This is a genomic window from Methylorubrum rhodesianum (assembly GCF_014199985.1).
In the GTDB taxonomy this organism is placed as follows: domain Bacteria; phylum Pseudomonadota; class Alphaproteobacteria; order Rhizobiales; family Beijerinckiaceae; genus Methylobacterium; species Methylobacterium rhodesianum.
The window spans coordinates 21,697-35,508 of record NZ_JACHOS010000007.1 but is presented as its reverse complement, the minus strand read 5'-3'; the positions used below and the strand labels follow the sequence as shown (position 1 = coordinate 35,508).

At 71.0% G+C, this 13,812-nt stretch carries 10 protein-coding genes; 4 read left to right on the top strand and 6 right to left on the bottom strand.

Annotated features, from left to right (window positions below):
* The first annotated feature begins 139 nt into the window (after positions 1-139).
* A complete protein-coding gene (locus tag HNR01_RS11435; protein ID WP_183667809.1) occupies positions 140-1,180 on the top strand; it encodes a hypothetical protein in 1,041 nt (346 codons plus the stop codon).
* A 113-nt stretch (positions 1,181-1,293) separates the two neighbouring features.
* Here HNR01_RS11435 and HNR01_RS11430 read toward each other — a convergent pair whose 3' ends face one another.
* From HNR01_RS11430 to HNR01_RS11410, 5 genes are all read right to left on the bottom strand, one after another.
* The gene (locus tag HNR01_RS11430) at positions 1,294-3,045 is read right to left on the bottom strand and encodes a sensor histidine kinase (protein WP_017486540.1); all 1,752 of its coding nucleotides are present in this window, start codon (positions 3,043-3,045) and stop codon (positions 1,294-1,296) included.
* Positions 3,046-3,153: 108 nt separating this feature from the next.
* A complete protein-coding gene (locus HNR01_RS11425; RefSeq protein ID WP_183667808.1) occupies positions 3,154-4,098 on the bottom strand; it encodes a glycosyltransferase family 2 protein in 945 nt (314 codons plus the stop codon).
* The gene (locus HNR01_RS11420; protein WP_183667960.1) at positions 4,095-5,000 is read right to left on the bottom strand and encodes a glycosyltransferase family protein; all 906 of its coding nucleotides are present in this window, start codon (positions 4,998-5,000) and stop codon (positions 4,095-4,097) included. The genes HNR01_RS11425 and HNR01_RS11420 overlap by 4 nt, the downstream gene beginning before the upstream one ends.
* 218 nt (positions 5,001-5,218) lie before the next feature.
* A complete protein-coding gene (locus HNR01_RS11415; protein WP_017486542.1) occupies positions 5,219-6,733 on the bottom strand; it encodes a M48 family metalloprotease in 1,515 nt (504 codons plus the stop codon).
* A 6-nt stretch (positions 6,734-6,739) separates the two neighbouring features.
* The gene (locus HNR01_RS11410; protein ID WP_246417482.1) at positions 6,740-7,600 is read right to left on the bottom strand and encodes a DNA-binding protein; all 861 of its coding nucleotides are present in this window, start codon (positions 7,598-7,600) and stop codon (positions 6,740-6,742) included.
* A gap of 723 nt (positions 7,601-8,323) precedes the next feature.
* Between HNR01_RS11410 and HNR01_RS11405 the strand changes: the two genes are divergently transcribed.
* The 3 genes from HNR01_RS11405 to trmB all read left to right on the top strand — a co-directional run bounded on the left by HNR01_RS11405 (position 8,324) and on the right by trmB (position 10,872).
* The gene (locus HNR01_RS11405) at positions 8,324-8,731 is read left to right on the top strand and encodes a helix-turn-helix domain-containing protein (protein ID WP_017486544.1); all 408 of its coding nucleotides are present in this window, start codon (positions 8,324-8,326) and stop codon (positions 8,729-8,731) included.
* A 216-nt stretch (positions 8,732-8,947) separates the two neighbouring features.
* Positions 8,948-10,123, top strand: a complete 1,176-nt coding sequence (metK, locus tag HNR01_RS11400; RefSeq protein WP_183667807.1) for a methionine adenosyltransferase — start codon at positions 8,948-8,950, stop codon at positions 10,121-10,123.
* A gap of 11 nt (positions 10,124-10,134) precedes the next feature.
* Complete coding sequence (gene trmB / locus HNR01_RS11395; protein ID WP_183667806.1) at positions 10,135-10,872, top strand: tRNA (guanine(46)-N(7))-methyltransferase TrmB; 738 nt, start codon at positions 10,135-10,137, stop codon at positions 10,870-10,872.
* 173 nt (positions 10,873-11,045) lie between these two features.
* Here the strand turns inward: trmB and topA are convergent, their stop codons facing one another.
* Entirely contained in the window at positions 11,046-13,754 is a 2,709-nt protein-coding gene (topA, locus tag HNR01_RS11390; protein ID WP_183667805.1) for a type I DNA topoisomerase, read from the bottom strand.
* Positions 13,755-13,812: the final 58 nt, after the last annotated feature.

Here is a 13,812-nt window from a genome sequence, read left to right as displayed (position 1 = left end):
TTGCGCAGGCCCTCGGCTGTGCAAGGAGAGGCGGAAGGGCCGGTTTCCAGGGACAACGGGGCCGGGCGATTTTGCAATGCGCGGGCCAGGGGTTATCTTGCTCCCCACACGCCGCCCGCGAGAGTCAGTCGAGAGTACCATGGTCGTCGCGCTGCTCGCGCTCAGTTCCGTCATGATCCTCGGGGGCATCGCCGCCGTGGTCCAGGGCTTCCCCTATGTTCGCCTGGAGAGCGGGCTGGCGATGGTGATCGGCGGCTCGACCGCGGCCTCGGCGGGCGTGGTCCTGCTCGGGCTCACCGCGATCGTCTACCGCCTGCTCAAGCTCCACGGCGCCGTTTCCGAGTGGCGCACCGCATCGCCCCAGATCGACATTCCGGCCGCGCCTTCCGCCGGGACGGTGCCCTGGGAGGCCTCGACGCCGGAGGCGCCAGCCTTCGCGGCTCCCGAGGTCGCGCCGCCGCAGCGCCCCTCGCTCGCCGGCATCGGCGCGGCCGGCGCGGGCGCAGCCGGTCTCGCGGGCCTGTCTCTGGGCGCGCTGCGGCCGGGCGGCCGGGGCTCCGAGCCGGTTTTCGAGGATCCGGCCCCGTCCGCCGAGCCGCAGCCGAGCGTCGCCGAACCGCTGCTGCCCGATCTGTTGCCGGAGACCGCGCCGCCGCGCGCGAGCGACGACGACCTCTTCCGCGCGCCGGAACCCGTACACGCACCCGCGCCGGCCTTTTCCGAGCCGGTGACGGCTTCGGTCGTCGCGCCGCGGGACGAGGAGCGGATCGAGGTTGATCCCCCCGCCGTGGGACCGATCGGCCTGCGCTCCTTCCTCGACGAGCCGGCGCCCGCTCCGACGGCGCAGGCGCCGTCGGCCCAGCCCGAACCATCGCCTGAGCCGGAAGCATCCGCGTCGCAGGAGTTGCAGGGATCGGGGCCGCAGGACGAGGCGCAGGAACCCGAGGCACGAGAGCTCGAGGTACAAGAGCCCGAGGCACAAGAGCCCGAGTCGGAGGCGACCGCCGCCGAGGAGCGGCACGCGGTCGGCTCCTACGCGTCGGGCGCCAACACCTACGTGATGTTCTCCGACGGCTCGATCGAGGCCGACACCCCGCGCGGCCGCTTCACCTTCGGCTCGCTCGACGAACTGAAGAGCTTCGTGAATGCCGGCGGCGAGGAGGCTCGGGGCGCGGCCTGAGGGCGGCGTCTACCGCCCCCCGCGCGGCCTTGCATCGGTCTACCCCACCCCCAACTGCCCGGGATCTCGGGCCGCGATCTTGGGGGCAGGGGTTCCGCCGGTGAGGGCAGGCGTCAGACCAACGGGTTGAGGGCCGGGTTGCGCTCCGGCAGCGGCGCGGCGAGCGTCAGGTGAAAGCCCTCCGGCGCGTAATCTGTGGTGATCTGCGCCTGGACCTGCGTCGTCAGCACCCGCTGCAGCAGGCGTGAGCCGAACCCCTGGCGGGTGGGCGGGGCCACGGGGGGACCGCCGCTCTCGCGCCAGTCGAGGTGCAGCACGCCGGCCTCGACCCTCCACGTGATCGCGACCCGGCCGCGGCCGGTCGAGAGCGCGCCGTACTTCGCGGCGTTGGTCGTCAGCTCGTGGATCGCCATGCCGATCGGCACGGCGATCTCGGAGGGAAGATCGACCGCCGGCCCGTCGAGGACGATGCGCAGATCCGGCGAGGTCTCCGTCTCGGTCTCCGCGTAGGGCATCAGCTCGGAGGCCAGCAGGTCGCGCAGGCTCGCGGTCTGCCACGTCGCCTCGGTGAGCACGCTGTGGGTGTGGGCGAGCGACTTGATCCGGCCGACGAAAGCCTCGTGGAAGCTGTCGATGCTGGTGGCGGTCCGGGCCGTCGAGCCGACGATGGCCTGGACCGTGGCGAGCGTGTTCTTCACCCGGTGGTGCAACTCGCGGATCAGGAGGCTGCGCCGTTCCTCGGAGAGGTGGCGATCGGTCACGTCGGCGACCACGCCGATCAGGCGCCGCGGCAGGCCGCCCGGCCGGGCCCGCTCGAACCGCCCGGCCATGTCGATCGTGCGCCACTGGCCGTCGTCGTGGCGGCGGATGCGGCCGGTGGCGTGCAGGATCGTGTCCTCGCGCAGCGCCCGCAGGATTGCCTGCCGGAAGACCGGGCGATCATCCGGGTGGAGGATCTCCTTGAGGAAGGTGGCCTTGCCGATGCTGCCCTCTTCCGGCCGGCGACCGAAGATCGCGAACATCCGCTCGTTCTCCCAGGTCGCCCGGTCGTCGAGGACGTGCCACTCGAAGATGCCGAGATTGGCGACCGTGGTGGCGACGCGCAGGCGCTCCTCGCGCTCGGCCAGCGCCTCCCGAGCCTCGACGCGGGTGGTGACATCCTGCACCACGCCGACGATGCCGACCGGCGTGCCGTCCGCGGCGAGAACGGCCTCGCCGCGGGCGCCGATCCAGATCTCGGCGCCGTCGGTGGCGCGGCGGAAGCGGGTCTGAAAGGCGTAGGGGCGGCGCTCGGCGATGGCGGCCGCGACCGTGGTCTGGATCCGCTCGGCCTCCTCCGGGTCGACCTGCCCCCGCATGCCCTCCCAGGTCACGGAGCGCCCCGGCGCGTAGCCGAGGATCTGCGCCGCGCGGCGCGAGAACGCCATCTGACCGGTGACGAGGTCCCAGCGCCACTCGCCGAGCCCCGCCGCCGTCAGCGCGTCGCGGTTCTGCTCCGCCCGGACCAGATCGTCGGCATCGACGAGGGTCACCACCGCGACCGGTTCCGCCGCGTCCTCGCCGGAGAGGGCGAGGCGCAGATCGATCGTGCCGCCATCCGCCCGCAGCCAGCGGCGGATGCCGGCCTGCAATCCGAGTTCTTCCGCGCCGAAGGCTTCGCGGCCGATCACCTGATCGATCGGGCGGCCGTCGAGGGTGCCCGGCGCGTAGCCGAGCCAGCGGCACAGGCAGGCATTGGCGGCGCGGATCCGGTGCCCGTCGGGCGTGAATACGGCGAGGCCCACCGGCGCGCCGTCGAAGGCCGCACGGTACAGGGCGGGTGACAGGTCCGCCGGTCGAGAGCCCTTGTCCGCGCTGTCTCGCAATCCGTTCCCCGTTCAGCCGCCCGCTGCGGGTGCAAGCGGGACCGTCCGGAGGGCGGCACCATGACGGAGGCCGCCGCGGACGACAAGACGCCCCGCTTCAGGCAAGCCTCATCGTCCACTGCGGGTCAACAGGCCCGGAAGGGCCGCCACGAGCATTCGTCCTGCGCGGATCACCGCACCCACATCCCCGGGCGCTCCCTGCGCCAGCGCCCGGCCGAGACGAACCGGCAGGTTGACGGCGAGCGCGGCGGCCAGCACGGCGAGAAAAGCCGCCCGGCCGTGATGCTTTCGCGCGTAGAGCGCCTGGGCCCGCAGGAAGTAGAACAGGCGCCGGTCCTTCACGGCCTCGGTGGTGCCCTGGCCGCGGTGGCGGATCTCGGCCTGTGCGACGTGGCACACGGCGAAGCCGGCAGCGGCGGCGCGGGCGCAGAGATCGGCATCCTCCCAGTAGACGAAGAAGCGCTCGTCGAACCCGCCGAGCCGGTCGAGGAGCGGGCGCCGGATCATCAGGAAAGCGCCCATCACCGCATCGACCGGGCGGGTCTCGGCATGGTCCCACTCGAGCAGGAAGTGCGGGCGAACACGGCCGGGCAGCAGCCGGTCGAGGAACAGGGTGTGGGCGATCAGGCTCCACCCCGTCGGGTGGCGGGCGCAGGTGCGGTGGGTATGGCCCGTCTCGTCGACCAGCCGCGCGCCGACGATCCCGGTATCCGGCTCGCAGTCGAGCCGCGCGCGGGCGATGGCGATGCCGTCCCGGCTCACCTGCGTGTCGGGGTTGAGAAACAGGACCGCGTCGGAGGATCCCAGCGCCGCGCCCTGGTTGCAGGCGCGGGCGAAGCCGAGATTCGCGGCGTTGCGCACGACCGTCAACGCGAGGCCGGGCACGTTCAGGTTCTCGGCCGAACCGTCGACCGAGGCGTTGTCGACGACGACGACACGCAGATGCTCCGCCCCCGCGCTCATCGCCAGGCTCGCGAGGCAGGCCCCGAGCTGGTCGCCGGCATTCCAGTTGACGATGACGACGTCGAGGGTCGCCCGGAGGAGCGCCGTCACGGGGGCGCGTCCGCTGGCCGGCCCAAACGCCCGCCCAGGCCCTGCGCCAGGGCCGCCAGCAGGTGTGCGAGCACCCGGGGCGAGAACCGGTGCCGGCTCCAGTACAGCCCGATCTGCAGCGGGAGGTAGGCGGCCTGCTTCACCTTCCACCGGAGCGGCACGTGCGGCAGGCGCCAGCCATAGGCGGTATTGCGCACGTAGACCGCCATGCGGAACAGCGGCTGGTCGGGCATCGTCACCGGCAGGAACCGCCCGCGAAGGGTGCCGCGGCCGACGCTGTGCGGAATGGCGGTGCCGGGGTCCATCCAGCAGCTCCAGCCCCGTGCCCAGGCGCGAAAGCACCATTCGAGATCGACCGCGTCGATGAAGAAGTCGTCGCGGAACGGGCCGATCTGCGCGTAGGCGGCCAGATCCACGAGCGAACCGGAGGTCGCCAGGAACTCCACCGGCCGAAGACTCTCGCGGGGCGGCACGCCGGGGCGCGGCGGATAGACCGGCGCCTTGTGGCCGGGCTTCGGCGCGGGGGCCGGCCCGACGAGAGCCGGGGGCGGCTGCGCGCCCGCCGCCCGGTCGAGGGCGTGGCCCAGGGCCCGCGCCGTCTCGACGGTCGTGTCGGCGTCCTGGTCGAGCAGGAACAGGCGGGAGACGCCCGCCGCGATCGCCGCCTCGGCCAGCGCGTTGAGGGCGGCGGCGATGCCGCGATTGCGCCCCTCGCCGAGGCGGACGACTCCCTGCGCAGCCTCCAGCCGCGCCAGCGCGTCGGGCGGAATGCCGCCGTTGTCGTAGACGAGAACGGGCATGCGGCCGGCGAAGCGCTCGACGATCCGCGCGACCTGCTCGGCCGAAGGACGGAAGAACACGACCGCGACGGCGGTGTCGGCAGAGAGATCGGAGGGCTTCACGTCGGACCCGTTGCGGCGAGGCATCGGCCTAGGCGCCGGACCGCGCACGCGCAAGGGCGCGACGGTCTCCGGCTCATCGCGCCGGGTTCCGCTCACCCGCCATCATCGCGAGCGCAGGCAAAGTGATCCGGCGGCGCGACCGTTCCGGAAAAAGCAGTGCCCTGGAGGCTTCGCCACGAAGGAGGAGGAAGCGAAAGGATCGCGGGGATGCCCGGAGCCTATTCCACCACGAGCTTGTAGCTTTGCCCGGGCCTGACCGCCGCGCCGCGCTGCAGGCCGTTGAGCACGAGGAAGCGGTCGACGGCGCGATCGGGCACGCTCATGCGGCGCGCCAAGCCCTCGACGGTGTCGCCGGGAGCGGCGGTGACGATCCGCAGATGCGCCGGCTTGAGGGCGGCGGCCTCCTCCGGTTCGATCGGGCGCAGGCTCTCCAGCCAGCGGCGGAAGGCCGGCTCGGGATCGGTCGCGCCCTTGGCCGCCATGATCATGCGATAGGTGGTCTCGCCCATGCGGATCGCCGCGAGGCGGAAGGTCCAATCCTTGCCGCGCGAGAGCGCCGTCGCGGTGGAGCGCCCGCCGATGATGCGGTTCTCGACCGACCCGGTCTCGATGGCGTCGTTCCAGGTGGCGCGGAGCACGTCCTCCAGGCTGCGGTCGCCGCTCGCCTCGACCTGATCGAACAGCAGGCGGCGGCTGCCCTCCGGCGTGGTGCCGAGCACGGCGTTGCGGGTGTTCTCGATCGCGAAGGCATCCGGCACCTCGAAGGCGATGCCGAGGCCCGGATGCAGGAAGCGGCGTCCGCGCACGAGGCCCTCGCCGGGATTGTCGCCGTAGGCGAGCCCGTCGATCGCCGCGAGATAGCGGGCGCGGTCGTCGGCGCCGAGGCCGGGGGCGCCGATGCGCCGGGCCGCGCGGGTGACGAGCGCGATGCGCTCGGCGGTCGCCGGATGCGTCGCCAGCATGTCGGGCTCGGCCGCGCTGCCGTTGCCGGATTTCAGCGCCATGGTGCGCTGGAGCGCGTCGAGGAAGCGGCCGGCGCCGAAGGGGTCGTAGCCGGCCTGGGCCAGCACGCGCACGCCGTTGGTGTCGGCCTCCAGCTCCTGCTCGCGGGAGAAGCGCGCCAGGGTGAACTTCGACTGGTTCTCGAGCTGAGCGCCCGTGACGGGATCGTTCAGCACGTCGGCGACCACGCGGCTCACGAGCTGCGAGCGCAGGGCCATCTCGCTGCGTGCGGTGGCGTGGCGCAGCGTCACGTGGGCGATCTCGTGGGCGAGCACCGCAGCGACCTCCGAGCTGTCGCTCGCGAGCGACAGCAACCCGCGGGTGACGTAGAGCCGGCCGCTCGGCAGGGCGAAGGCGTTGACGACGGGCGAGTCGAGCAGCGTGACCGCGTAGCTCTCCTCGGGCCGGTCGCTGGCGCGCACCAGGCGATCGGTGATGTCGGTGATCATCCGGTGGGCGGCCGGGGCGCGGTACTCGCCGCCGAAGGAGGCCACGAGCTTGGCGTGATCCGCCTCGTCCGAGCGGGTGCGGCCCGTCGTCTTCGGCGCCTGCTCGGGCACCTTGATGACCGCGGGCGTGAGCACGCTCCCGGTCTGGTCGGCGGCGCAGGCGGCGAGAACGCCCGCGAGCGCGAGCAGGACTCCGACCCGCGTGCCGGTCCTGACCCTGCGCGTCCGGCGGTGCCCGCCCGCGCTCCGCCGCTCCGATTCGTGCTGCCGATCCCCCGTCATGCCGTTCTAGCGCCGCAGCGCCCGCTCCCCCTCGACGACCTCGATGCCTTCGATACCGGCAAGATCGATGAGCGGTCCCCGCCCGATCTCGACCATGCCGCGGATTCTCACGAGGCGGCCCTTCAGCGTGGCCGCCGACAAACCATGTTCGCTCAGCGTGCGCCAAGTGCGTTTCTGCACCGTTACGGTCAAGCCTTGCTCCCCCCGGCGCGCGAAGTCGAGATAGGTCCGTGCCGACCGCTCGCCGACATGCAGGACGCGCCCCTCGATCACCGCGAAGCGCCCGGCCCGCGCGCTCAGGGCCGCCGCATCGGTCGCGGCGAGCGGCCCTCCGGCCCACAGGCCGAGCCCGGCGGCCCGGGGTGCCTCCTCGAGGGTGCGGAGCGCCGGACGGCAGAGCGCATCGGCCTCGTCGGGATCGGCGTAGGCGAGCCCGGCCGTGATCAGGCCGCCGGCAAGATCGACCGGCTCGGCCCCGTCCGCGATCCCGTCGGCCCGACGGCGGCCCCAGCGGTCCTCGGGGCCGCGCTCCGTCAGCACGAGGGGCACGCCCCGGAAGGACATCAGCCAAGTCCGCGCATCGGCGTCGAGCGCCGGCTCGTCGGGCCAGCGCAGGCCGGACAGCACCGCCCGTCGACCGGATGCGAGGATCAGTTCACCCCGGCGCCCGACATCGGCGAGACGATCCTCGCGCAGCGCGGCCGGCCGGCACGCCTCCTCGCCGCGCGGGGCCGACGCGACGCTGTGAGAACCGAGGCTGCCGCCACAGGCGGTCGCGAGGAGCCAAGCCCAGCCCGAGGCACCGCGGCGGCCTGATCGACGTCCCTTGAATCCCTCGCCGCGACCCAAACCGCGCACCATCGTCATCGCCCGCGCTCGGCCTCTCTTCGCCAGCCCAGGATGTCCCGCCAAAAGTGCCCGGATCGCGGCGCTCGAAGGCGTCGAGGCTCCACAATCGCGGATTGTCGCCCCCATGAGTCCGCCGCGCCACAGGCCGAGGATGCCGCGCGCGCAGACCGGCGGCGCGGTCCCATCCCGCAGGATCGAGGCGGTTGGCGGTCTCCTGCGATGATGCTAAGCCTGTACGGACGTCTCCGTAGCTCAGCTGGACAGAGCACAGGTTTCCTAAATTCCACAATTGGGCGCCGCGATGGGAAACCGCGCGGCGGATCCGCTCAAATTCGGGGAAAGCTTCCGGCGCCGCGGCGCCCTGCCGATCCCGAGCCAAGCCCAGGTCCCGCACGGAGCTTGGGAAGGTGTAGAGACTAGACGGGCGGCACCTAAAGGCCTCGCTCGGGCCCAGGGTGAAGGGATAGTCCAGGCCACGAACGCGCGGACTGCGCGGCGGCGAAAGCCGAAGTGGTATGAAACCTGGGGTCGCAGGTTCGAGCCCTGCCGGGGACGCCACTTTTCTTTGATCTTGTGATTGCAGATCTCAAGCCCGTCGCGCCTGGGTAATTCTGCGACACCACGCCGCACCATTAACAACTGACATATTCCGTATGTCGTCGCTGTTGCCGCTTGTGCCGGTCTTGCAACAGAAAAGTTTTCGTCCGAACCATCGCCCAATAGAGCGCGGGCAGAGTGAAGATGGCAGGCCAGAAGACCGATGAGCGCGACGTCCTTCTCGGACGTCGTATTGCTGAGCAGCGCAAACGCTCGAAGCTGACGCAACGCACCGTCGCCGACAGCTTCGGGATGTCGGCAGCTCAGCTCCAGAAGTACGAGAAGGGCGTCAACCGGATCAGCGCCATTCACCTCGCGATTCTAAGTCGCCTCACCAATACTCCGGTCTCCGACTTCCTCGACGGCATTCCTCATCCTGATCCAGAGATGGAACGCGGTTTCTCCGACAACGGGCAGCAATCTTACTCCACCGACCCCTGGTCTGATCTTGCCCGCGCCTTCGCGCGCCAGTTCGTCGAGACGTTCAGCGAAGAACAGCGCCGCGAACTCTCCGCCGCGGTCGAAACCCTGAGCCGCGAACTCAAGGCCTGACCGCCGCAGCCGCGAGGCGAATTCCCCGATGCCCCTGGATCTCGGTGCGGGGCGTGGGCTCCGGCCCTCGGGCGGAAGCCACAGCCGTTCGATAAAACGGACGATTTCGCCATTCCGGCTTGACCGTCCGAAAGGTCGATGCGACAAGCCGCGCCTCTGGAGACCGGGTCAAGCGCCGTTGCAAGACGAGGCGCGCCCGACAATCGGGGGTGCACGATGCCTCGTTCCGACTATCTCTTCACCAGCGAATCCGTCTCCGAGGGCCACCCCGACAAGGTGAGCGACCGGATCTCGGACACCGTCGTCGACGCCTACATCTCCGCGATGCCGGAGGCGCGTCTCGGCGTCGAGACGCTGACGACGACGAACCGCGTCGTGATCGCCGGCGAGGTGCGCGGCCCCGATTCCGTGACTTTCAAGGACCTGGAAGAACTGACCCGCGAGGCGGTGCGCGACATCGGCTACGAGCAGTCCGGCTTCCACTGGAAGAACAACGACGTCGCCATCCACCTGCACGCCCAGTCCGCCGACATCGCCCAGGGCGTCGATGCCGCGGGCAACAAGGACGAGGGCGCGGGCGACCAGGGCATCATGTTCGGCTACGCCGCCGACGAGACCCCGGCCCTGATGCCGGCCCCGATCTTCTACGCCCACAAGATCCTCAAGGACCTTGCCGACGCCCGTAAGGCGCGGCAGGGCGATGCGGCCAAGCTCGGCCCCGACGCCAAGAGCCAGGTCACCGTGCGCTACGCCAACGGCCGTCCGGTCGAGGTGACGCAGATCGTGCTCTCGACGCAGCATCTCGACGAGTCCCTCGACTCGGCCGACGTGCGCGCCATCGTCGAGCCCTACATCCTCAAGGCCCTGCCGGACGGCTGGGTCAACGAGGGCACCGTCTGGCACGTCAATCCGACCGGCAAGTTCGTGATCGGCGGTCCCGATGGCGACGCCGGCCTCACCGGCCGCAAGATCATCGTCGACACCTACGGCGGTGCGGCGCCCCACGGCGGCGGTGCCTTCTCGGGCAAGGACCCGACCAAGGTCGACCGCTCGGCGGCCTACGCCGCCCGGTATCTGGCCAAGAACGTCGTCGCCGCCGGGCTCGCCCGCCGCGCCACGATCCAGCTCTCCTACGCCATCGGCGTGGCCAAGCCCCTGTCGATCTACGTCGACCTGCACGGTACCGGGACCGTGGACGAGGCGAAGCTCGAGACCGTCCTGATGGACGCCCTCGACCTCTCGCCGCGCGGCATCCGCACGGCGCTGCAGCTCAACAAGCCGATCTATGCCCGCACCGCGGCCTACGGCCATTTCGGCCGCGAGCCCGATGCCGACGGCGGCTTCTCCTGGGAGAAGACCGATCTGGCGTCCAAGCTGAAATCGGCCTTCTGAGCCCGACCCACATGACGGGGAGGGATGACAGCGTCCCTCCCGAGGCGGGCGGGACGGCCGAGACCGAGCGGGCCTTCTACGGGCGCCGCAAGGGCAAGCGCCTGCGCCCGGGACAGGAGCAGCGCCTCGAGGGGGCGCTGCCCTCACTGCGCGTTGCGCTGCCGGCGCACGGCGAATTCCTCGATCCGCCGAGCCTCTTCCCTGTACCGGTCGACGAAGTCTGGCTGGAAATCGGCTTCGGCGGCGGCGAACACCTCGCGGCCCAGGCCGAGGCGCACCGCCAAGCCGGCATCGTCGGCTGCGAGCCCTTCGTCAACGGCGTGGTCAAGCTGCTGCGGGCGGTGGACGAACGCTCCCTGCGCAACGTCCGCGTCTGGGACGAGGACGCCACCGCTCTGCTCGCGGCGCTGCCGGATGCGAGCCTCGCACGCGTCTACCTGCTCTACCCCGATCCCTGGCCGAAGCGCCGCCAGCGCAAGCGCCGCTTCGTGTCGGACGCCTCGCTCGCCGAGATCGCCCGGGTGTTGCGCCCCGGCGGCCATTTTCGCTTCGCCAGCGACATCGATGATTACGTCGGCTGGACCCTGGTCCGCGCCGCCCGCTGCCCGCTCCTCCGCTGGACGGCGGAGAGCGCCGACGATTGGCGGCGGCCGTTCTCCGGCTGGCCCGGCACCCGCTACGAGGCCAAGGCCCTCGCGGCCGGCCGGCTGCCGAGCTACCTGACGTTCGAGCGCATCGAACCGGCCTGACTTCGAAGCATACCGCGCCCTGCGCCTTCCCTCTCCCCACCGCGGGAGAAGGGGCCCCCGAAGGGGGGCGGGTGAGGGGAACGACGTGCCCGGAAGAAACTGAGCCGGCCCTGCTCCCCTCCGCTCAGCGCACACCCTCCCCCGCAGAGGAGGGAGGGTAGTAAGCGTGCACCTCAGCTCGCCTTCGTCTTCGCCGCTTTCTTCGCGGCCGCCGGCTTGGCCGCGGCCTTCGTCGCCGTCTTGCGCGCGGCAGGCTTCTTCGCGGCCGTCTCGCCCGCGTCAGCCTTCTTCGCCGGCGCACGGGCACGCGCCGCCGTCTTGCGGACCGGCTTCTTGCCGCCCCCCGCGGCGCGCTTGGCGTTGACGAGATCGATCGCCTGTTCGAGCGTCAGGCTCTCGGCGCTCATCGTCTTCGGCAGCGTCGCGTTGACCGAGCCGTCGCTGACATAGGGCCCGTACTTGCCGGCCTTGACCACGAGGGCGGCACCGTCCGGATGCTGGCCCAGCGCGCGGCCCGGATCGGAGGAGGGCCTTCCGCGTCCGCCGCCCTGCTCCTTGGCGACGATGAGGTCGATGGCACGGTTGGCGCCGATCTCCAGCACGTCGTCGTCCTTGCCGAGATTGGCGTAGGTCTTCCCGTGCTGCACGTAGGGCCCGAAGCGGCCGAGATTGGCCAGGATCGGCTCACCGGTCTCCGGGTGCTTGGCCACCTCGCGCGGAAGCGAGAGCAGGCGCAGGGCGATCTCCAGGGTCACGCCGCCCGGCGTCATGCCCTTCGGGAGCGAGGAACGCTTCGGCTTCTCCGCTCCCTTCTCGGACGAGGCCTCGCCGAGCTGCACGAACGGGCCGAAACGCCCGTCGCGCAGGGTCACGGGCAGACCGGTCGCCGGATCGTCGCCGAGCACCCGCACGCCGGGCTGGCTGCCCTCGGCCGAGGACCCGTCGCCCTCGCCCTCGACGCCGGAGGCCGAGAGCTGTCGGGTGTACTTGCACTCGGGATAGTTCGAGCAGCCGATGAAGGCGCCGAACTTGCCGAGCTTGAGCGAGAGCTGGCCCGAGCCGCAGGTCGGGCAGGCGCGCGGATCGCCGCCATCCGCCTTCTCGGGAAAGATGTGGGGGCCGAGCAGCCCGTTGAGCGCCTCGAGCACCTCGGCGACGCGCAGCTCCTTGGTGCCGCCGATCGCCGCCGAGAAGTCGCGCCAGAAGTCGCGCAGCACCGCCCGCCAGTCGATCTCGGCATTCGAGACCCGGTCGAGCTGCTCCTCCAGGCTCGCGGTGAAATCATACTCGACGTAGCGCTTGAAGAAGCTCTCGAGGAAGCCGGTCACGAGCCGGCCCTTGTCCTCGGGCATCAGCCGCTTCTTCTCGATCTTGACGTATTCGCGGTCGCGCAGCGTCTGCAGGATCGCGGCGTAGGTCGAGGGCCGGCCGATGCCGAGTTCCTCCATCCGCTTGACGAGGCTGGCCTCGGAGTAGCGCGGCGGCGGCTCGGTGAAGTGCTGGGTCGAGGCGATGCGCTCGCGCTTGAGCGGATCGCCCGCCTTCATCGCCGGCAGGCGCTTCGAATCCTCGTCCTCCTCGTCGTCCTTGCCCTCCTGGTAGAGGGCGAGGAAGCCGTCGAACTTCACGACCTGACCGGTGGCGCGCAGGTCGATCCGGCGCGGGCCGACGCTCGCGGTGACGTCGACGGTGGTGCGCTCGAGTTCGGCCGATTCCATCTGGCTGGCGATCGTGCGCGTCCAGATCAGCTCGTAGAGCCGGGCCTGTTCGGGTTCGAGGAAGCGGGCGACCTGCTTGGGCAGCCGGCTCATGTCGGTCGGGCGCACGGCCTCGTGCGCTTCCTGCGCGTTCTTGGCCTTGACCGAGTATTTCCGCGGAGCGTTCGGGACATAGTCGTCGCCGAACTCGCGGCCGATCACCCGGCGGGCATCCGCGATCGCTTCCGGCGCCATGTCGACGCCGTCGGTCCGCATGTAGGTGATGATGCCGACGGTCTCGCCGCCGACATCGACGCCCTCGTAGAGTCTCTGGGCAACGCGCATGGTCTGTGCCGGCGCCATCCCGAGCTTGCGCGAGGCTTCCTGCTGCAGCGTCGAGGTGGTGAAGGGCGGCTGCGGGTGGCGCTTGGCGGGCTTGGCCTCGACGGACGCCACCTGGAAGGTCGCGAGTTCGAGGTCGCGCTTGAACGCCGCGGCCTCCTCGGCATTGTCGACATCGAGGCGCTGGATGCGCTTGCCGTCGGCGCCGACGAGGCGCGCCTCGAACACGCCGCCGTTCTCGGTCGCGAGCGTCGCCACGATCGACCAGTACTCGCGGGGCTTGAAGCGCTCGATCTCCATCTCGCGTTCGACGACGAGACGCAGGGCCACCGACTGCACCCGGCCGGCCGACCGGGCGCCGGGGAGCTTGCGCCACAGCACCGGAGAGAGGTTGAAGCCGACGAGATAGTCGAGCGCCCGGCGCGCCAGATAGGCATCGACCAGAGCCTGATCGATCTCGCGGGGCTTGCGCATCGCCGCGTCGACCGAGGCCTTGGTGATCGCGTTGAAGGTCACGCGCTCGACCGGGATGCCCTTGAGCGCCTTGCGCGCCGAGAGCGCCTCGATGACGTGCCAGGAGATCGCCTCGCCCTCGCGATCCGGGTCGGTGGCGAGGATGAGCTTCTCGGCGCCCTTCACGGCGCGCGCGATCTCGGAGACGCGTTTGGAGCCGCGATCCTCCAATTCCCAGACCATGGCGAAATCGGCGTCCGGATCGACCGAGCCGTCCTTGGCCGGCAGATCGCGGATATGGCCGAAGGAGGCCAGAACCTCGTAATCGCGCCCCAGGTATTTGTTGATCGTCTTGGCCTTGGCCGGCGACTCGACGACGACGACTTTCATGAACCTCTGCCTCTCGCCAGAGCCTCACCGCGGGTACGGTTTTGGGGATGGCGCGGAT